General features: G+C 37.5%; 22 protein-coding genes, 1 other RNA gene and 2 pseudogenes. 6 read left to right on the forward strand and 19 right to left on the reverse strand.

Features of this window, described 5'->3' with window-relative positions; translation table 11 throughout:
• Window positions 1–352 precede the first annotated feature (352 nt).
• The 3 genes and pseudogenes from ACTQX6_RS09035 to ACTQX6_RS09045 all read right to left on the reverse strand — a co-directional run.
• Window positions 353–421: pseudogene (locus ACTQX6_RS09035) on the reverse strand (HNH endonuclease); the annotation flags it as partial.
• Between the two features lie 293 nt (window positions 422–714).
• Complete coding sequence (locus tag ACTQX6_RS09040) at window positions 715–1,116, reverse strand: type II toxin-antitoxin system HicB family antitoxin (RefSeq protein ID WP_294687288.1); 402 nt, start codon at window positions 1,114–1,116, stop codon at window positions 715–717.
• 59 nt (window positions 1,117–1,175) lie between these two features.
• Window positions 1,176–1,325 (reverse strand): annotated as a pseudogene (locus ACTQX6_RS09045) (type II toxin-antitoxin system HicA family toxin); the annotation flags it as partial.
• A 427-nt stretch (window positions 1,326–1,752) separates the two neighbouring features.
• Here ACTQX6_RS09045 and ACTQX6_RS09050 point away from each other — a divergent pair.
• Entirely contained in the window at window positions 1,753–1,899 is a 147-nt protein-coding gene (locus tag ACTQX6_RS09050; RefSeq protein WP_441657716.1) for a hypothetical protein, read from the forward strand.
• An 83-nt stretch (window positions 1,900–1,982) separates the two neighbouring features.
• On the opposite strand, the gene ssrA is transcribed toward ACTQX6_RS09050, so the two are convergent.
• From ssrA to ACTQX6_RS09100, 10 genes are all read right to left on the reverse strand, one after another.
• Window positions 1,983–2,372: a transfer-messenger RNA gene (gene ssrA / locus ACTQX6_RS09055) on the reverse strand.
• Window positions 2,373–2,392: 20 nt separating this feature from the next.
• Complete coding sequence (gene smpB, locus ACTQX6_RS09060; protein ID WP_022790381.1) at window positions 2,393–2,845, reverse strand: SsrA-binding protein SmpB; 453 nt, start codon at window positions 2,843–2,845, stop codon at window positions 2,393–2,395.
• Window positions 2,845–4,047, reverse strand: a complete 1,203-nt coding sequence (locus tag ACTQX6_RS09065; RefSeq protein WP_294688567.1) for a CapA family protein — start codon at window positions 4,045–4,047, stop codon at window positions 2,845–2,847. The genes smpB and ACTQX6_RS09065 overlap by 1 nt, the downstream gene beginning before the upstream one ends.
• A gap of 62 nt (window positions 4,048–4,109) precedes the next feature.
• Window positions 4,110–4,829, reverse strand: a complete 720-nt coding sequence (locus ACTQX6_RS09070) for a tyrosine-protein phosphatase (RefSeq protein ID WP_272001018.1) — start codon at window positions 4,827–4,829, stop codon at window positions 4,110–4,112.
• Window positions 4,829–5,671 carry an ABC transporter permease gene (locus ACTQX6_RS09075; protein ID WP_441657430.1) on the reverse strand — a complete coding sequence of 281 codons (843 nt, stop codon included), beginning with the start codon at window positions 5,669–5,671 and terminating at the stop codon, window positions 4,829–4,831. Before ACTQX6_RS09075 ends, ACTQX6_RS09070 begins: the two co-directional genes overlap by 1 nt.
• A gap of 13 nt (window positions 5,672–5,684) precedes the next feature.
• Window positions 5,685–6,881 (reverse strand): extracellular solute-binding protein, encoded by a 1,197-nt coding sequence (locus ACTQX6_RS09080; RefSeq protein WP_205142429.1) that lies wholly within the window; start codon window positions 6,879–6,881, stop codon window positions 5,685–5,687.
• 17 nt (window positions 6,882–6,898) lie between these two features.
• Complete coding sequence (locus ACTQX6_RS09085) at window positions 6,899–7,867, reverse strand: ABC transporter ATP-binding protein (RefSeq protein WP_272001013.1); 969 nt, start codon at window positions 7,865–7,867, stop codon at window positions 6,899–6,901.
• A gap of 10 nt (window positions 7,868–7,877) precedes the next feature.
• Window positions 7,878–8,687, reverse strand: coding sequence for an ABC transporter permease (locus tag ACTQX6_RS09090; RefSeq protein ID WP_294686963.1), 810 nt, complete (start codon window positions 8,685–8,687; stop codon window positions 7,878–7,880).
• Window position 8,688: 1 nt separating this feature from the next.
• Window positions 8,689–9,636, reverse strand: coding sequence for a CehA/McbA family metallohydrolase (locus ACTQX6_RS09095; protein ID WP_272001009.1), 948 nt, complete (start codon window positions 9,634–9,636; stop codon window positions 8,689–8,691).
• Window positions 9,636–10,103, reverse strand: a complete 468-nt coding sequence (locus ACTQX6_RS09100; protein WP_272001007.1) for a DUF6669 family protein — start codon at window positions 10,101–10,103, stop codon at window positions 9,636–9,638. Before ACTQX6_RS09100 ends, ACTQX6_RS09095 begins: the two co-directional genes overlap by 1 nt.
• A 194-nt stretch (window positions 10,104–10,297) precedes the next feature.
• On the opposite strand from ACTQX6_RS09100, the gene ACTQX6_RS09105 reads away from it, so the two are divergent.
• Complete coding sequence (locus ACTQX6_RS09105) at window positions 10,298–10,921, forward strand: TetR/AcrR family transcriptional regulator (RefSeq protein WP_270600000.1); 624 nt, start codon at window positions 10,298–10,300, stop codon at window positions 10,919–10,921.
• 4 nt (window positions 10,922–10,925) lie between these two features.
• Here the strand turns inward: ACTQX6_RS09105 and ACTQX6_RS09110 are convergent, their stop codons facing one another.
• The 6 genes from ACTQX6_RS09110 to ACTQX6_RS09135 all read right to left on the reverse strand — a co-directional run bounded on the left by ACTQX6_RS09110 (window position 10,926) and on the right by ACTQX6_RS09135 (window position 15,961).
• Window positions 10,926–11,804 carry a sugar phosphate isomerase/epimerase family protein gene (locus tag ACTQX6_RS09110; RefSeq protein WP_294686967.1) on the reverse strand — a complete coding sequence of 293 codons (879 nt, stop codon included), beginning with the start codon at window positions 11,802–11,804 and terminating at the stop codon, window positions 10,926–10,928.
• A gap of 73 nt (window positions 11,805–11,877) precedes the next feature.
• Entirely contained in the window at window positions 11,878–12,837 is a 960-nt protein-coding gene (locus ACTQX6_RS09115; RefSeq protein WP_294686969.1) for a transketolase family protein, read from the reverse strand.
• Window positions 12,830–13,693 (reverse strand): transketolase, encoded by an 864-nt coding sequence (locus tag ACTQX6_RS09120; RefSeq protein WP_168966224.1) that lies wholly within the window; start codon window positions 13,691–13,693, stop codon window positions 12,830–12,832. Before ACTQX6_RS09120 ends, ACTQX6_RS09115 begins: the two co-directional genes overlap by 8 nt.
• 53 nt (window positions 13,694–13,746) lie before the next feature.
• On the reverse strand, window positions 13,747–14,025 hold the full coding sequence (locus ACTQX6_RS09125) for a PTS sugar transporter subunit IIB (RefSeq protein WP_022790386.1): 279 nt from the start codon (window positions 14,023–14,025) through the stop codon (window positions 13,747–13,749).
• A gap of 21 nt (window positions 14,026–14,046) precedes the next feature.
• Window positions 14,047–15,474: a PTS ascorbate transporter subunit IIC gene (locus tag ACTQX6_RS09130; RefSeq protein WP_294686972.1), complete on the reverse strand. Its 1,428-nt coding sequence runs from the start codon at window positions 15,472–15,474 to the stop codon at window positions 14,047–14,049.
• A gap of 31 nt (window positions 15,475–15,505) precedes the next feature.
• Window positions 15,506–15,961: a PTS sugar transporter subunit IIA gene (locus tag ACTQX6_RS09135; protein ID WP_022790388.1), complete on the reverse strand. Its 456-nt coding sequence runs from the start codon at window positions 15,959–15,961 to the stop codon at window positions 15,506–15,508.
• 272 nt (window positions 15,962–16,233) lie between these two features.
• Here ACTQX6_RS09135 and ACTQX6_RS09140 point away from each other — a divergent pair, with 272 nt between their 5' ends.
• Genes ACTQX6_RS09140 through ACTQX6_RS09155 form a run of 4 tightly spaced genes read left to right on the forward strand, consistent with a single transcriptional unit; the run spans window position 16,234 to window position 20,478 of the window.
• Window positions 16,234–16,905, forward strand: a complete 672-nt coding sequence (locus ACTQX6_RS09140; protein WP_195222377.1) for a hypothetical protein — start codon at window positions 16,234–16,236, stop codon at window positions 16,903–16,905.
• 17 nt (window positions 16,906–16,922) lie between these two features.
• Window positions 16,923–18,944 (forward strand): BglG family transcription antiterminator, encoded by a 2,022-nt coding sequence (locus tag ACTQX6_RS09145; protein WP_195222378.1) that lies wholly within the window; start codon window positions 16,923–16,925, stop codon window positions 18,942–18,944.
• Between the two features lie 10 nt (window positions 18,945–18,954).
• Window positions 18,955–19,620, forward strand: a complete 666-nt coding sequence (deoC, locus tag ACTQX6_RS09150; RefSeq protein WP_117446454.1) for a deoxyribose-phosphate aldolase — start codon at window positions 18,955–18,957, stop codon at window positions 19,618–19,620.
• A 42-nt stretch (window positions 19,621–19,662) separates the two neighbouring features.
• Complete coding sequence (locus ACTQX6_RS09155) at window positions 19,663–20,478, forward strand: EFR1 family ferrodoxin (protein WP_294688958.1); 816 nt, start codon at window positions 19,663–19,665, stop codon at window positions 20,476–20,478.
• Window positions 20,479–20,517 lie beyond the last annotated feature (39 nt).

The following is a 20,517-nucleotide window of genomic DNA, read 5'->3' on the forward strand; positions in this document are numbered from 1 at the left end:
CACTACTTCTTTAATTTCTTCTCGAGCCACTTACAGATGAGTCAGGCAAGCACATCCACTAAATAGACTGATATAGCATATTGAATAGATACAAAGATAAAATAACTGCAAAATTAGCTTTAACTACATCTTAACAGTATTCCAATATCCTGATAATTCATGATGATTCCACCTCTTTCAATAAAAACGAAGATAACGAACTAAAGCAATTTTTTGATAACTTTTTTCATGTGTTTATGCTGATCATAAACCAAATGGAAAAAAATCACGATTATAAAGTAGGTTTTTATCTTATCCTTAGCTTGGGAACCACTTCAAATATTCTTGGCTTTTTTTTAGATCCCTTACTCCTTCATAATCTATCGGGCTTCTGCCAGTTACAAGTCCAATGAGCCAACTGTAAGTTGTTTATGTCGCTTGGATGTCCGCCTTAATTGACGGGAATAATATGATCAATACATGCTGATAAAAGATGAGGATACTTGCAGCTAAAGCCGACAGGCTTATCACATAATCCACACACCTCTTGAATAACAAATATCTTTTTCTTATTCCGCTCAAAGGCTAGGCGGTGGGTACCACCTTGATCATGTCTATTTCTTTCCACAAAATCACTTCTTTCCAAAAGAAAAAGCCTCAAACTTTTTATCTGAGACTTCTTGATGATATTAATATACTCTCTTTTTGGTACACAGTGTGTACTCTTTATAATTCTTACTGATTCAATCCAAGCTTTTGTTTAATTGCAGCTTCTAATACTTGTGAATAATTAATATGATTATTCTCTGCTATTTCTTTTAGCCATGCCGGTAAAGTACAATTTGTTTTTACTTTTTTATTATTGTACTTTTCCACTACAACATCAGGATAGATTGTAACCGGACATACAATACATCCCTCTGCATCTTCCTTTGATACCTTTCCTGTTGATTTGGGTACCTTTTCTCCATCTTTTACCATGCCATAATAATGTAATTCCAACGCATCCTTTGCTTTTTTTAAAGCATCCTCTAGATTTTTTCCGTCTGAATAACAACCAGGCATATCCGGAAAATACAAACTATACGATTTTTCTCCTGATGGTTCTAAGACAGCTAAATAAGTTAATCCTTTCATAGCATTTTCTCCGTCCTTTCTTTTTTATAATTGAGATGCCAAACCTATGACCTGCCGGGCTATTTTTTATTTAGTCCAGCCTGGTCATAGATACTTTTTTCAGTGCCCGGAGCGATTGTCCGTCCGCCATGTTTAGGAACTGTAACTCTTCCTGATTTTGTTGGATGTTTGAATTGCACATGAGATCCGCTCTGTCCAACTTGATACCACCCATCTTTTTTTCAAGATTTTCACAATTTCTCTAAAAGTTTTTGGCATCTTTTTTCCTCCCTGCAAGTATATTATACGCCTTTATATACGTATGTCAATATATTAATACGTATTTTTATACGTATACATTAAATTAGCTTTGCTATCTCACTTCTGATATGTTTCCATAAACCTTTTCTTGAATAACCATATTTCTCGACTACATTCCAACTATTTAAAAAGAAGAAATGTAAATCAAACAAAAAATTCTGGTCCGCTAAAGAAAAAGCTCAATGGGTTTACACTCATTGAGTCTTCGTCTGTAATAATTAATTTCAGATTCAATCCTACCTTCTTCCGTAAAAATGGCTATAGGACTTGTATATCCACCATGAAAAGCAGAGATTGGTTTACTTTATCTCTGTCCATATTCTGATACCTTCTTTTTTGATCAAAAACAAAATCGATGATTCTTTGATTGCCGAAAGATTAGGACATACAGTGACAGAGCTAAGAAAAACTTATGCACATATATATGATTCTATGAGACAAAACATGAAAAAAATATTGGATGAAACATGTAAAATTGAATAAAATTCGCAAATTTTTGCAATTTTTTCGCAATTTTTGATAAAAAAATTAAAAAAACTCCTTTACATAAAGGAGTTACAAGCTATTGGTGGAGATGAGGAGAGTCGAACTCCTGTCTAAGCAAAGTCCCACGATACAACGTTTACAGCTTTTCTTATCAAAATAATCCTAAGCTTTGGATAAGAACAAAGATCTTAAGATGTGATCCTAAAATTTTCGTATGAAGTATCGGATCACTACTTCATCTTATCTTCTTTATGTGTCCTGCAATAGCTAATAAGAAAGCGAACCTAGACCATTGGGGCTGCAAGCCAAACGTAGGCAATTAAATTAAGCAGCGAAAGCCATGCTCTGGTTTACACCAAAAACATTAGCAAGTTTAGTTTTAGCAATTAATTTTAAGTGGTTTTTACACGTGTCCTTCGTGGCTGTGGTCATATCCAAACGTTTACTCATCGAATACCATAAACATCCCCAGGAAAGCCATTATAACGCACTAATAATCATTCTTCAAGGCCTTCTGAATCTCTTTTTGCGCATCCTTTTTCTTCTGCGCTTCTCGTTTATCATGCAGATTTTTACCCTTAGCCAGAGCAATCTCTAATTTCGCCAAGCCTTTACTTAAATACAGTCGTGTAGGTACTACCGTATAGCCTTTTATACGTGCCGACTGCTCCAACTTCAAAATCTCTTTTTTATGCAACAATAGTTTTCGATCTCTTGTTTCCTCATGATTAAATATATTCCCGTGCTCATACGGTGCAATGTGCATTCCCTTGATATAAGCCTCGTTGCCATAAAAACTAATATAAGAGTCTTTTAACTGTACTTTTCCTTTTCGAATACTTTTGATTTCCGTTCCCTTTAAACAAAGGCCGGCTTCAAATCGATCATACAGCTCGTACTCATGACGTGCTTTACGATTTTCCGCAACTAATTTCTGATTCATTATTCAACTACCACCTCGATTCCTTCCGGTGATCCCATGATTTCTTTTACATAATTTTGAATCCAAGCCTTAGACATATCATAGCCCAAAGAAGCTACATAATGTGTTGGAATATAATCATCGTTGTAATCATGGATCGTCATCACTTTAAAAGTAGTAAAAGCAGGATCATAATACATCACCGTTGGTGTAAATTTCACATTTTTAAATAATGTTTCCTGCGTATCAAAATCATACTGTAAGGTAAAGCTGGCCATACCGCCAACCATACCTTCATTGGTATCCTGTGCACTTAAAAAGTTTCCTAAAGAATAATAGCACAAAGTATCCTGTTTTTCGCCTTGGATGATTTCTGTCGGTTTGATGACATGCGGATGTGTTCCAATAATAACTTCAACGCCCCACTCATTCATCTTTTGCGCCAAGGCTTGTTGATCTGCTTCAATTTCTGTATGATATTCCGTTCCCCAATGCATGGAGACGATCTGCACATCGCTGATTTTCGATAATGCTTCCATATCCTTTTGAATTTGATCTTCATCGATTAATTCCACTAACCATGGCATATCTTCCGGCAGTGGAATTCCATTCAAACCATAGGTATAGCCTAAAAGGCCTACCTTGATACCGTTCACTTCACGGACGATGTATTGATTAGATTCTTCTTCACTGCGATATGCTCCTGTCACCGAAATATCCGGATAGTTTTCATGAAGATAGTTTAATTCCGCCAGTAAGGCATCGCTACCTTTATCTAAACTGTGATTACTGCTGGCAGCTAACCAGTCAAATCCTGTATTGGCAACCGCATCCAAGATTTGTGTCGGGCCGTTAAACTGCGGATAATGACTTAATCCGAACTCTTCACCCGCACAAATTGTTTCCTGATTGATAAAAGAAAGATCGGCCGGTTCAATATAAGGCTTCATCAAGGCATAGTCTTCATTAAAATCATAATCGGTGGCACCCATTTCATATTGCGAAAAAATAGCCTGATGAATCAAATTATCGCCTACGCCCGCAAAGGTAAAGGATGAACTGCCTTTTTCTTCTTTCGATTCAGACTTTGTTTCGGTTTCCTGCTTCACAGTCTCTTGTTTAGGGCGCATAAAATACATAGCACCGGAAACAATGCTTGATCCCACTGACAGCACAACTAAGATAGCTAATAAATATAAAAATACACGTTTGTTTCTATTCATGTCTTAATCATACCAAAATTAAATACGAAAAAGAACATCATTGTCGATGTTCTTTGATTTCTTTATTCCATTAAATTCTTTTTTATGTTATCTATATCTTTCAAAGATAATCCTAGATGTGATAAATAATGACCTGCTGTGCCAAATTGACTTTTTAGCCATTTCCTTGTTCGTATCATATCATCAACCGGTGATGTGAAGAACATATTCATGGCAGAAGGATACTGCTGACGAATTTTGGCAAAAGGTTTCTTCATATAATACTGACTGACCGTATAATCTGCCAGAATATGTTCTTCTTTGACCTGCACAAGATCCAACAACAACATTGACACAACACCGGTACGATCTTTGCCTGCCGTACAATGGAATAAGGTCGGGTGTTTTTGTACAGAAAGCAATTTGAATATATCTGCAAGTTTATCTTGTTGTTGCTCAAGCATGCCTATATAAATAGAACTCAGGTTCGATAAAGAGGAGTTTTTAAAGCCACTAGAAGCCATATTATCTAGTAAGCTCGTTTGAACAATTTGAATAGGACATGGGTATATAGACTTACTTGATTCAATTTCCGTCTTTGATCTAAGATCAATAATCAAATCGATATTCAGATCACAAACAGTCTTCCATCCTTCTTTAGAAACATTTGATAAACTGTCAGACCGATAATAATGTGCTTTTGTCCTTTTATTTTCATATGTCGGATAATTTTCAAGAGAACGAAAATTATAAGTCGTTTCTATCGCCAAAGGTTTATTGGCAACTTTTAAAAATTCAGTCATCACTGACTCCATACTTCTTCTTTCATATTGGCACGAATATAGATAATAGCACCTACAAGACATAACAGGAACATTAGCACGGAGAGAGCAGCCGCTCTTTCATAATCCATATACGTTGCACTTTGTTGATACAGAAGAACACCCAACATATCCGGATTATTAGGACCGGTTAAATACGGAATGGTAAAAGAACCGATTTGTCCCATTAAAATAAACGTTCCTGAAACGATCAAATCTTTATAAACCAGTGGCAAAATGATCGTCTTTAAAATTGTAAACCATCCTGCTCCGGCATCTCTTGCACTTTCAATATATGAATCATTAACATTAGATAAAGCCGCCGATAACATCATCGCCGCAAAAGGAATTGAAAACCATAGATTACAAATAATAATTCCTTTCATATCATAAAGAAGGCCCGGTTGAAAATTAATTCCGAATAAAAGTAAGAACCGATTAATAAAACCAGAATCTTTAATAACATTCATAACAGCATATACCGCTGCAATCCCCAGAATAAAACGAGGAAGTAAATAAATCTTGCTTAAAAAACGACTGATCGGGCTATGCGAAAACCGCATATACAGTACTAAAAGAAAACTAAACGCCACACTGAGGAAAGTGACACTTAAAGCCACTTCCACAGTGAAGATCAATGATTGAAATGCCGTTCCACTACTTAGAAAGTATCCATAATTATCTAAAGTAAATGCGCCATCTGCCGTATGAAACGATTGAATTAAAGTATCGATAACTGGCAAAATTACAACTAAAACCATAATGGCAACAGCAGGAAGCACCATCAGATAAGGCAGCCATTTGTACTCTTTTACATGAGCCATAATGGATCTCCTGTTACTGAGCTAAAATTCCAACTTCTTCAGTCCAACGTGTTTGTGCATCGACTTGAAGTGTTCCTACTGAGAAATAACGCAAAGAATCGGCTTCGGTTGCTTCCAACCATTCTGGATGATCAATACCTTCTAATTTGCTGGAATCTACAACAGGGCTTGCATACATCTGATTCCAGTCAATGGCCTGGGCTTCATAACTCAGCATATAATCAATAACATAATAAGCTGCTTCTTTATCTTTTGCGATGGAAGGAATCAACAAACCGGCCAATGCCCCACCAAATGCAGGATCGATCTGTGTCATTTCAATAGAATCTGGTAAAGTACCCATATTTTTTTGAGAAAGTACCATGTTCACAAAAGCTGGTGTCATATCAATTTGTCCATTAGCTAATAAATCTAAAGATCCCTGATTCTTAACTGGATATTGAACAGAGCCAGATGTTTGATACAAATCTGGATGTAATTCCTTCAACAAATTGATCGCATTATCCCATTCTGTCTGATGTTCCGTTTCCCACTTTTCATCAGAAGAAGTAGCCGCTTCTTCTGGAAGCTGATTGTAAATCGATGTCAATAAGAAAGATAACCCACTACCACCTGTTGTCGGATCACAATAAGTAAATTTACCTGGATTGTCATGAATCCACTGATACAATTCATCTGCCGTTTCAGGGACATCTTTTACATTATCTGAATTATATGCCAACATGATATTTGTAGCTCGATACGGAATGAAAGTATCACCTACAACATTTTCTGTATAAATCAGATTATCATAGTTTTCCAATTTACTGGTATCGATCGTTTCAAAGAAGTCATCTGAAGTTTGTGCAATAATTGTTGAAATATAAGTGTCATCATAAGCTACAATATCAAAATCAGTGTCCGTTTCTCCGGCTTCATAAGCTGCCACCAAACGATCTGTTAAACTTTGCTCATTGGTTCCGGAAGTAATAAACTGAATTTCCATCTTTGCATGCTTGCTATACTCAGGATCCGAATTAAACTCATCGGCAATAGCCTGTAAAGCATCTCCTACTTCCTGTCCTCCTGAGCTCCAAAGTGTTACTGTAGGCACTTCTTCACTGGAAGTATCTGTAGTACTAGAGCCACAGCCTGCCAATCCGGCTACCATAGCGCCACATGCTAATACAGCTAAAGATTTGTGTAATACACTTGATACTGTTTTTTTCATCTTTTTTCTCCTTCTTCTTAGTTTTGTACAGGAAATTCCTGCACACGATTAAATTTATAGGCAACGCGATCCCCAATTTGATAGTCCGCGCTTCCCCCTTTAGGTATATAGGCTTTGATTGTTTGCTGTTTTTCATTTTCAATCAAGAGTTGGGTATAATGCCCCAATGGCATTACATTTTGAACAACAGCTCCCTGGCCATGTTCGATCAAAATATCTTCTGGTCGAATTGCCAGTTCTTTTGATCCTTCCTGCACAAAATTCATTTCTCCGATGAATCCGGCAACAAATCGGCTGCTTGGATGATCATAAACTTGATCCGGAGTGTCCAATTGTTCGATACATCCTTGATTCATAACCGCAATACGATCGGAAATAGCCAAAGCTTCTTCCTGGTCGTGAGTTACAAAGATAATCGTTAATCCGGCTTCTATCTGAATACGCTTTAATTCTTCACGCATTTGTTGTCGAATCTTCGCATCTAATGCCGAAAATGGTTCATCTAGTAATAATAAAGAAGGTTTTAATACCAAAGCTCTGGCTATCGCAACACGCTGTTGCTGTCCTCCGGAAAGCTGCGATGGATATTTCTTTTCAACACCGCTCATTTTAACCATCTCCAACATTTTTTTAATCATTCTATCTATATCTTTTTTCGGTGTCTTTCTTAGTTTTAATCCAAAAGCCATATTTTCATAAACGGTCATATGGGGCCACAGATTATAACTTTGAAAAACCATACCTGTCGGTCTTTTTTCTGGTGGAAGATCTTGAATAGCTACTCCGTCTAACGTCATAATGCCCGAATCAATTTTATGAAAACCGCCAATAGAGCGTAGGATTGTTGTTTTTCCACATCCACTTGGTCCTAAAAGCGTTAATAACTCCTGATCATATACATCAAGTTCGATATTCTCAACGCCTTCTTTTTGACTGTACTTTTTCGTCAGCTTTTCAATATGCAACTTTACTTTTTTATCTGCCATAAAAATCCTCCTACATCTTCATTCCATTGGATAACGCTTTGGCACTGAGATATTTTCTAAACACAATCAGTAATAGAATGGAAGGAATCAACAAAATGACCGCAACTGTATCTGGATAGGACATGATAATTCCATACAGTTGACTTGGCATCGTATGAACATTTGGCAATCCAATCAACAAAGATCCTTGTGCCTCTTCCATAGATCCTAAAAAGGTATATAAACTTGCTACAATAATTCCCGGTTTTGCCATGGGCAAAGTAATCATAAAGAAGGTTCTTAAAGGGCCAGCTCCTACATCACGGGCACTTTCTTCCTGTTGCCTATGAACAGTTCTAAACGCTCCACTTGGAATCCAAATCATAAACATCATCGTATTAATAATATGGACTAAAATGACACCTGGAAACGTACCAATTAAATTTAACTTATAGAAAATGACAGTCATTGCCGTATAAATTCCCATTTTTGGAAATGCATTGGTAAACAAGAAACTTAGTCTCACCAAACTTCTTCCTTTAAATTTATATCTGGCAATTGCATAAGCAGCTGGAAGACATACTAATAATGAGATAAAAGTAACAACTATTGCTAAAATCAAAGATGTAAAAATACTTGAAACCAAAGTATCTCTTTGTAAGATATATTCCCACCAGCGGAACCCATAAGTTTGTGGTATTACGTCTGGATATTGATACTCTCCGGCAAAAGACAAAAACAACATGTGAACTAATGGTCCATAGAAGAGAAGTAAGAATACCGCTCCTACGATATACTCCCAAAACTTATTTTTACCTAGTGTATAATAGAGTCTTCGCATTTTATGTCCTCCAATATAATGGTCTTGCTATCGCAATTCGATCATTGCCACCAAACAGCTCAAAGATCGTAACGTGCGCATTTTCAATCAAAACTGTGTAATCTTGATGCAAGTTCACCATTTGCTCAATGATATTGCCATTGTCACTTGTCATTTTTAAAGTAAATGATCCCTCCGGCAAACTTTTCCAAGCATGATATCCACTTGGCTCAAAATGAATTTTAACTTTATCTTGATCTTGTTTTAATTCAATTAGAGGTCCTTTTGTCACCATTGTTCTTTGGGTTAAAATGGATGAAAGTACTTTCTCGCTATTAGGTCGCATATCCTTTTCATCAACCTCACAAAAAGTGATAATAACATCGTTATCTTCCGGCGCTTTGTGAATATCTTTGCCTGTAACTGCCGCTAAACGATATCCCTGCAATACTTTCTCTTTCCAAAAATCAACAGCTTGCCCATTTCCCGTAAAGAAACATTCATCACTGACTGACGAATCGTTAGATTGTGCCGATGTATTATATATTTCAATATAATCAATCAAGGACCAATCATGAACTTCCATTTCAAATCGGCACCCGACCATAATCGGTTTACCAATGCAAAATGGATGTGCCAGGCCAATCGCGCGTGCTCCATTTTTTCGCATAGAAACAAAAAATGGTTCTGGATGCCTTGGATCTAAATCTGAAAAATCGATCATACGAGTCATTCCCAGCCCTAAAACATGGCCATAATAAGTCGTCATTTCAATTCCTTTGATCAAACTCAAATCCATATTGTGCTGTGAGATCATAGCTTGCATTTCTTCCTGACCTGATGCGGTATTATGATCAGTAAGTGCAATCACTTGAAACTCATGATCTTGTGCATATTGTGCCAATTGTTCAGGTGTTAATGCCCCATCCGAATGAATGGTATGATTATGTAGCTCTGCGCGGATAAACATTACTGATTTCCTCCTTTTACGACCAAACGATAAGGTGTACGATCTTGGACAACATTAAACACTTTGATTTGTACTTCTAATAGCCCTTCAATTTTACAAGGAATAAAACCTAAGCTTGCTTTATCAGCACTCAGTTCAATGTATTTTTCTGTTGCATCGTAATGAGCACTACCAGCACAAAAGCCATCTACAATAACTGAAAGATTGAGTTCTGCTTTTGGTCTTTGCATAAACACTTGAATCTGTTCTTGATCTAATTCAACAGATGCATCATTACAGGAAATAGCTTTTCGACATTGATCTTCCAATGTTCCATCATCAAGAATTTCACGCTTTGAAAAATGAAATTCTATATAGATTGACTTAATATCTTTAGGCAATGGACTTTTATACACAATATCTCCTTGCCAGTCTGTTGAAATCTCTCCACGCATCTCCCATAAAACGCGTAATTCTTTTGGCTCCATCAAATCTCTCCCTTCCTACACCGTAAATGTAATATCTTGGTTTTGCCATCTCCATCAATAAATCGCTAAATGAAAATAAAAAAAAAGTAAAAGTAATGACAGATATGTCAAACTTTTACAGTTTTACCTTCTACTTACATGACATTTACTTAAAATTGAGTTTTCTTTTCTTTGACAAAACTTATAATACATATATGAAAAAATACACAAAACATAAGCAGGAAATTGAAGAACAAATCTTAGAAAATTCTCTTCAGTTATTTTGTAAAAAGGGGCTCAATGTATCCATGAGCATGATTGCATCTCAATGTCATACCACTAGAGCAACTCTTTACAAATATTTTTCAGATTCAGATACGATCATGTGGGCCATCATCAAAAAGTTCTTTGAAAAATTAGGAAATTTGTTATATCAAGAAACACCACAAAATGCTTGGAATCGATACTTTATTTATTTTGAATCTATGATTTCTTTATATAAAAGTAATCCTAACTGGTTTCTATTTCTTTCTCTCTTTTTTCCTGAATACCAAAAGGAAAGCTCTACAATTCTTAAAGAAAGATATAAAATGTTCTTTACAGACGGTGCATTTGGAACCACTGATACTGTCAATTTTTTAGAGCAAGATTTTTATGATGGATCAATACGCATGGATTATCAGGCGCACAGTACAGCTGTTTCTGCCGCCTACATGGCTTGTTTTACTTTGATTGGAATTCCAGCTATCGACCAGGAACTCACCATCAAATACAACATGCCTCCTATAGAATTTGCACAAAATGCATTTTCTATTTTCTTAGAAGGCCTAAAGCCTTAATTCACTAGACAGAACATAAACTTTTTAGACATTGCATGCTCAACAATGTCCCTTTCTTATCCACTTCCGGTTCCAAAGAAAGAATACAATCACATGTTTCCTGTATTGACTTTACTAATGTTTTATAGTCAATATTCCCATTCAATAGCGGAACATGCACAAACGGTTTTACAAGCCCGGAAACATAATGATAGTTTTTCAAGTGAATATGCCCTATATATGGATATAGATGCAGCAGTTCTTCTTCCAGGCTCCAATCCATATATTCTTTAGGCACATTTTCTCGAATGGCACGATAAGAGTTGGCCGGATCCCATAACAGCTTTAAATACGGATCATTGATTTCCTGTACGACTTGTAGTGTCATTTTTCCTTTTGGTAAATGGGAGTAGGGACAATTCTCCAGCATTAATGTCACATGATTTTTTTTAGAAATATCCAAAGCTTTTTTAATGTTCTCGATGATCTTCTCAAAATCTAGTTTGGTTCCATAAGGACCTTTTCGATTATCCGGCCAGCGAAATGGAAAAATACGAATCTTTGGACAATCTAATTCGTTGGCTATCCAACAAGCATTCTCCAATACTTTTAAATGGTATTCCAAATCCCCTTGTATCGAATAAAAGCCTGGATTAAATAAAGAAACCTCATCCCCCTGATACAGAGGACATAAAAAGAATAGAGTACTGGCAATATTGGATACTTTGACATGATATCGATTCAACAGATGTTTGATTATTTCCACTTCTTCTTTGGTACATGTTTCAATAGAATGACCAAATACATTATGCAGCTCTACATATTCATAGCCCTCTTTGACTATAATTTTTAAAGCCTCTTCTAAATTCTGACTCACCTGATCGCTGATGATGGAAAGTTTCATGATCTCACCTCATGATTATCATAACATTATAATGTTTATTCCTTATAAAAAGATTGGATTTTTTGATCCAATCTTACTGTAACAATGTTTGAATTGTTTCTTCTAAATCTTGTGCTGTCAGCTTGAATTCTTTTTGAAGGAATTCCGGTGTACCCACCTGACCAAACCTTTCATTTACACCATGGCGTTTAAAAGACACATTGATTTGATTTTCCGCAAGCACTTCGGCAACGGCACTTCCTAAACCGCCTGTAATCGAATGATTTTCAAAGGTCACAACTGCTTTTTTTCCTTTTGCTTCTTTGATGATCAAGTCTTTATCCAATGGTTTGATACAGAACATATCGATTACAGAAACTGAAAGATTTTGTCCTTCCAGGCTTTGTGCACAATCCAGGGCATCACTGACGATCTGACCGGCTGTTATGATCAGTACATCCGATCCTTTCTGTAAAAGATTTCCTTTTCCCAGTTCAAAAGTAGATCCTTCCTGATAGACATTGCGGCATGCCTTACGATTGGCCCGGATATAATGAACACCTTTTCTTTTCGCAAACTCTTCAATGATCCAGGCTAACTGTACTTCATCCGCGGCATCACAAACGATGGTATTAGGAATCGCCCGCATCAATGCCATATCTTCCCATGTTGTATGCGTTCCGCCGTTAGGACCTGCACAAAAGCCTGGATCAGAACCATAAATATTGATCGTATTTCCGGCATAGGCTCCGGATAAATAAATCTGATCATATACGCGTCTTGTCGCAAAAGGTCCGAAGGTGTGCATAAACGGTTTAAAGCCAACCGTTGACATTCCGGCACTGACACCCACCATATTGGCTTCGCTGATGCCACATTGAATAAAACGATCTGAATAAGTCTTGGCAATATCGGTAAACTTGCTGGCACCGCCAAGATCCCCATCGAGGGCGACAATATTCTCATCGGTTTCCATCAGTTTAAGCAATGTATCGACAAAAACAGAACGCAGTTCTTTCCCTTTCTTTGTACGATCTTCTGTCCGTTTAAACATGAGAAGTTTCCTCCTTTTGAATGTATGCTTCCAGCTCTTGAATCGCCTGGTTGGTAGCCGCATTGATTTCATCCGTATTAAATTTAACCGAATGATTGGCCATCATATTTTCAAAATAAGGCACTCCGGCTCCCTTGATCGCATCTAAGACGATACATACTGCCTGATCTTGCACTTGTTTGACTTTTTCGATAGCTTTATCAATTGCTTCAACGCTATTTCCTTTTGCGGTTTCTACATGGAAGCCAAACGCTTTCATCTTTTCCGCAATATCAAATGGATTCATAATATCTTTGGTATAACCATCCAATTGTTTTTTATTGTCATCAATGATCACGATACAATGGTTCATACGATAATGTGCCAAATATTGGAAAGCTTCCCAACATTGTCCTTCATTAAGTTCTCCATCCCCAACAATACAATACACATAAGCTTTGGAGCCCTTTAATTTTAATCCTGTCGCAATTCCGGCGGCCGAGCTTGTACCTTGTCCTAATGACCCGGTTGTCATATCCACGCCCGGTGTTTTTAAACGATCCGGGTGGCTGGGAAGATTCGTTCCGCCCTCATTTAATGTATAAAGCCAGGAAGGGTCAAAATATCCTTTTTCGGCCAATACACTATACCATCCAGGACCGGCATGACCTTTGGACAATACCACTCTGTCACGATCTGGCATTTGGGGATTCTTAGGATCTATATGAAGCTGCTTACCATATAAAACACTCATCAGCTCAACAATAGAAAGAGAGCCTCCCAGATGTCCATATCCTCGATGCTGCAGCATTTTAAGCACATCCAATCGTATCCTGGCAGCCAACAGTTCTAAATCTCGTTTTTGCTCTTGATTCATATGTCATCCTCCTCAGTTAGAATAAGGGAGGAGCTTTCAGCCCCTCCGATTGATTAAAGACCAAATTTTTCTCTGAGTTTTGTTTCCATTTCGTTAAGATCCATCAGCTGGTCTAAAATGATCTTATTTTTTAAATGTGTAACCTGTGGCTCTAAATCTTTTCCGACCACAAACAAATCAGCACTTCCTTCTGTGATTTCTCCGATGGCGGTATGTTCCACGCTTACACCTTTGATTCCAAGCTTCTGAAGAACTTTTTCAACGTTCATCCCAACGATCATACTGCTTCCCAATCCCTGGCCGCAGCAACACATAATTTTTCTGATTTCCATAAAGTTCAATCCTTCTTTCTTTTATTCAGCTGCCATAGTTTCTTTCTTTTTCGGTGCTACAAAGTTATAAATAATAGGCAGCAGATATACAACGATACATACGATCAACAAAGCAGATCCCTGCACGTACTGTGCAATGTTTCCAAATACGATTCCCATCCATGAGAAGTCAGCATCAGAGAATGTACAGTTGGCAAAGTTCAGTGCCCCCATAACCGGCATACAGATAGCTGGCAAGAAAGTAATCAATAATCCGTGCATGAAGGATCCAAATACACATCCCTTTAATCCACCTTCGGCATTGCCAAATACACCGGCTGTGGCACCACAGAAGAAGTGTGGAATAACACCTGGCAGGATCAATGCCACCGGAACAAAGGCACTGTTGATGAATACCAGAATGAATAAACCTACGATACCACCTAAGAAAGATACTAAGAATCCGATCAGTACCGCATTTGGTGCATAAGGGAATACAACCGGACAGTCGATAGCCGGAATGGCACCTGGAACCAGTTTTTCCGCAATACCACGGAAAGCCGGAACGATTTCACCAACGATCAGACGTACACCACTTAAGATGATATAAACACCACCGGCAAAGCTTAAACCAGATGTGATGGCCCATACAGCCCAATGTGCCTGTGTTTCAGCTCCCACATTCAACAATCCGCCTAAGTTTGTATAAGTTGCCAATAAAGCTTCCGGATCTTCGGCCAAGATTCCTTTACCTACCGCAATACCGGCAACGATCAAAAAGAATACGACCATGGTCAGACCAATAGCTACCGTTGTATCACGCAAGAATGTCAAACGCTGTGGGAAGTTGATATCTTCACTGGATTTGCTGCCTTTAAACAATTTTCCACACTGTGCCGCAAACCAGTAACCGGCTCCACCAAAGTGTCCAAAACCTAAACCATCGACTTTGACGATCTTTTTCATGGTAGGCTGACAAATTGCCGGAGAGAAAGCCATGATAAATCCCAGAAGCAGACCGCCGCCGATCCACAACTGAACACCTGTTAAACCACCGACATTCAGAATAACCGCTAACATACATGCCATATACAATGTGTGGTGACCTGTTAAGAAGATGTAATGCCATCTGGAGAATCGGGCAATCACGATATTAGCGATCATACCGATACACATGATATACGCTGTATCTGTTGCGAAATCCTGCAATCCTAATGAAACGATAGCTTCATTGTTTGGCACAACGCCCTGCATATTGAACGCATAGTTGAAAATATCACCAAATGCATTCAATGAACCTGTCTGCAGGAAGCTGGAACCTGCACTCAGTACTAAAAACCCAACAATCGTTTTTACTGTTCCCTTAACGATATCTTCAATGGGTTTTCTCTGAAGCGCCAACCCCAATAATGATAATAGACCTACTAAAATGGCCGGGGTTGACAATATGTTAATGACAAAATCTAACATATATCTCTTTTTCCTCCTCTTTACTCAACGCTTATTTATTTTCGCAAGTACTGGAGATAAACAGGTCATATATCTCTTTTGTACTTGGTGCGTCCAAAATTTTTTGAACCTTTTCAGGATCTGAAAATATATTGCTTACGGATTGAATTCCTTCCATATGACTCACTCTGTCTTTGGCAACCAAAGTCACAAGCACTCTGACATCATAACCATCCGGCGAAAATTTTACCGGCTTCTTTAATACGGTCACCGCCATCTGTGTCTCGTTGACACCGGCTGCCAGACTGGCATGAATCAGCGCCAGATTTTCACACAGCACATAATATGGACCAAATTTTTCTGTACTCTCAAACACGGCTTTTTCATATTCTTCGGTACAGAATCCCTGCTCGATCATCGGCCGGCAGGCTACTTTGACAGCTTCTTTCCAATCGGAAACGCTATCGATCATGAAACAGTTTTTTTCTTGAATCAAATCTGTGATCATTCTTTTCTCTCCTACCTTTGTCGTTGTTTTCTACCCAAATTATCAATGTCGATTCTTGCGAAAACAAGACCAAACTTTTTCCCAAACTTGTGCAATGCATTAGTTGCAAATATCTTCAAAATAAAACACTTTCCTTATATATGCACCTTGTTTCTACAAACATTTTCGTATTTTGATTGCACAAAAAATCTAGGAAATGCGAAAAAATCTGTACTCGTTTTCCCTTTTTGGAGTTGGTAATATTAAACATGTTAAAAGGAGTGTAAATTTCTATGACAACCATGCAAGCGGCTGTTTTCGTGACCCTGCTATTTATCGCACTGGCCATTCCCTTTATCGTGCGAAGTATTGTCTGGTCACGTTTTATCAATCAGATGAAAAAAGGAGATGCACAAAAAGCCCTTTCCATTTTACGGTCTAAAAGCTATAAGCTTCTTTTCAGCGAATATGATCAAAACTGGAATATTCTTCGTGTGTATATCTCGCTTGGAGATTATAAGAAAATTGCCGCACAAGTAGAGTTGATGTTTCAAAAGCCTCTTTCCGAAAGACAAACTTATCAGATCGCAAGTCAGACATACTTTTATTTTCTGGATGCGCAAAATAAAGAATGGTCTAAGTTTCTTTTGGAAAAGATCAAAGATTCCAAGCACCCCGAAGAATATGAATACGACTGTATGTTATATCGGATCATGATCGAAAAAGAGAGTAAAGATATAGAAACGATCGAAAAAATGCTTTCCAATAAGGAAAAGGATGTTGTAAAAAAGAGTGACCGGGAAGATCATGCATTCCATATCGGCTTGCTCCAATATTTACTGGCTCTGCAATATGGATATCAGGGAAATACATCAAAAAAAGAAAGTTATGCCAGAAAAGCCAGAAATAATTTGAAAAACACGCCCTATTACCGAAAGGCAAAACAACTTATCGCACACGGTTAAAGAGAAAGGAAGATTCTATGTCGATTATCTATACATTGGATAAAAGATGTCAGGAAATATTAAAGATACTCATGTATGCCAAAGGATATGTCAAAGCACAGGATCTGGCCGATGAGCTTCATATTTCCAAAAGAAGTATTTATTACGACTTGACGAAAATCAATGAATGGTTGACAGACAACGATCTTCCATTGCTGATCCAGGAAAGAGGAAAAGGCGTATTAGTTTCATCCCAGGCCATTTCCTTGATTCAGAAGAAAATGGATTCGCAAGATATGGGCAACCTTCAAGTCTTCACACCGGAAGATAGACAATACATTGAAATCTGCACGATGATCTGTAAAAACCGAAAATTGTATATCGAAGATTTTATCGACTTATGTCAGGTCAGCCGTAATACCATCATTAATGATTTAAAAGCTGTGATCCGCTTTTTGAAACAATACAATATAGAACTGCATTATGATATTAAATCCGGTTATGAAATTATAGGAGAGGCTGTCAAAAAAAGAGCCATCTTTTTCATGCTGTTTCCTCAGATATTAAACCATTATCAAAACAGAAAGATACTCACAGAATATGAAGAAGAAGTCATCCCTGTCCTTTCCAAACTTCGATGTATCGAAGAAGAATTGGATACTGAATATGTCAGTGGAATTTTACCTACTTTGGCTTTATTTATGGCCACCTTGCCAAATCAACACGACACGTTAAATTTTGCGGATATGGATGAAGAAGAAATTGTACAAACCAAAGAATACAACCTGGTCCAAAAATACTTTTCCACTTTAGATACCAATGAAAAGATCTATGTGACCCTGCATCTTTTAGGTTCTCGATTACAGACGATTCCGGTAAATGTTTCCAAAGAACAAGGAGAAACCTATGAAATGTCTAAATTATTGGTTTCTGAGTTTGAAAGACTTTCATACACTTATTTTAAACAGGAAGATGAACTGATCAATGCGATCAATGCGCATTTAAAAACATCATTGTATCGTTATCGATACGGTATTCAATTAGGAAATCCTTTACTGAACAATATAAAAACAGAATATGAAGAATTGTTTGAACTGACAAAGCGAGCCTGTCATGTTCTGGAAAAGAAAATCGGTACGATGATCAGTGATGCAGAAGTGGCTTATCTGACTCTTCATTTCGGTGCTTTTTTAACCATTAATCAAGATGATAAAAAAGAATTTCGCATTTTGATCATTTGCCCCAATGGTATTGGAACCGGAAATATGCTGCGCAATGAAATCACAGCTTTGATTCCTCAGGCTACAGAAATCTGTAACCTGCCATTAAGCTTATATAATGAAAATCATGGTTATGATATCATCATATCGACGGTCATTCTTCCCAAAGAGGAAAAGCTTGTTGTCGTGCATCCTATTTTGACCGATCAGGATCGAGTAACGATCTTAAGGAATTGTATGTACACCGATCCTCATGCGAAAATGCAGATTGATGAGATTACAAAAATCGCAAGCAGTTATATGAACCATACCAATTTGATCAAATTTCAAAAAAGTCTGCAGGAATATTACTCAAGCATTCAGATTCCTAAAGTACCGCACCGAAACTTCGGACAGACGTTATCGTATTATCTGTCTTCAAATCATATTCAAGTATGTTCCAGAGAAGTTGATTGGGAAGAAGCATTACGTATTTCCTGCAAGCCTTTATTAGAAGATCAATCTATTTCGGAAAACTATGTCAATGCCATTATCAATGATCAAAAATATAAAGGACTTTATATGTTCCTGGCCGATGATCTGGTGCTTGCCCATTCTGCCATTGAAAACGGTGTTCATCATGTGGATGTCAGTCTTTGTACCTTTAAAAAACCGGTTCGTTTTCTAAATGGAAAATATGCTAGAATTATATTAGTATTGGCGGCTGAAGACCAGACAAAACACATTCGTATTCTAAACGATGTACTCGATATTTTCTCCAAGAAAAAAAGTATCGATCAAATCGTGGATCTGGATTCACCGTTGGAAATCAGCCATTATATTGCCACACACATTGATTAGGGGAGGACTTATGTACACAAAATCAGAAATCGCAAAAAAATTTGATCACACTTTCTTAAAGGCATTCGGAACTAAAAAGACAATTGATACCTTATGCCAGGAAGCTAGAGAACTTCATACATACAGCGTATGCGTAAATGCATGTTGGGTATCTACATGCAAAGAGAACTTAAAAGATTCCGATGTAAAAGTATGTTCGGTCATTGGTTTTCCATTAGGACAGTGCGGATTGGAAACAAAGTTGTTTGAATGTAAATATGCCATTGAACAAGGCGCAGATGAGATCGATTATGTAATTGATGTAGGACAGGCAAAAATGCACAACTGGGATTATATCCAAAAAGAAATGGATCAGCTGACACAGCTTTGTCATGATCATCAGGTAAAGATCAAGGTCATCTTCGAAAACTGTTATTTGGAGAAAGATGAAATTAAAAAACTAAGTGAAATTGCCAAAGAAGTAAAGCCTGACTTTATCAAAACCAGCACCGGATTTGGTACCGGAGGTGCTACCGTAGAAGATGTAAAGCTGATGAAAGAAACAGTCGGCGATTTAGTAGAAGTCAAAGCGGCTGGCGGTATTCGTGACTGGAATACCTGCCAAGCCATGTTGGAAGCCGGTGCGACACGTATCGGAATCAGCGCTTCGAAAGCCGTATTAGATGAAATTCAATAATTTTCCCGTGAAACTCTCACGGGTTTTCTTTATACTTAAATTATGAACATTACAAAAATTCACGGTCTGTACTGGAGTGCAACCGGTCACACCAAAAAAATTGTAACCCATATCTGCCACTTTCTTTCACAGTCTTTAAATCTTCCTGTATGTGAAACAGATATTACTTCCTTTGAAGCACGACAAAATGATCTTGAAATTCCTTCCACTTCATTTGTTGTTTTTGGGATGCCTACTTACGCAGGAAAGCTGCCTAATAAGATCATGCCTTATATTAAAGAACATATACATGGAAACCAAACTTACGTACTTCCAATCGTCACCTTTGGAAACCGAAGCTTTGATCATGCGTTAGCTGAACTTTGTTTTCTCTTATCCGAAAATCATTTTTGTATCACAGGCGCAGCTGCCCTTGTCTGTGAACATGCGTTTAGTAAAAAGATTGCCACCGGCCATCCCAATGCAAAAGATTTTCAACAAATTGATGACTTTTTAAACAATATTCTTGATAATATACCAAATCATCGGACACTTTCTACGCCGATTCCCGGTGATCCCAAAGCACCTTACTATATTCCAAAAGGAATCGATGGAAAGCCTGTTAATTTTTTAAAAGCCAAACCGATGACAGACATGAGTCGTTGTGATCGATGCGGTCTTTGTGCCAAATACTGTCCTATGCATTCCATCAATCTACAAGATCCATCTCAAGTACCTGGCATCTGCATCAAGTGTCAGCGTTGTCTGCAGATTTGTCCTAAACAAGCAAAGTATTTTGATGATCCATCCTTTTTATCACATGTGCAAATGTTGGAAACCAATTATACCCAGGTTAAAAAGAATCAATTCTTTTTCTAGTCAAATCGTGATAAAATCTAAAAAGAAGAAGGAGATGAT

The organism is Faecalicoccus sp. LCP19S3_E2 (genome assembly GCF_052121255.1).
In the GTDB taxonomy this organism is placed as follows: Bacteria; Bacillota_I; Bacilli_A; order Erysipelotrichales; family Erysipelotrichaceae; genus Faecalicoccus.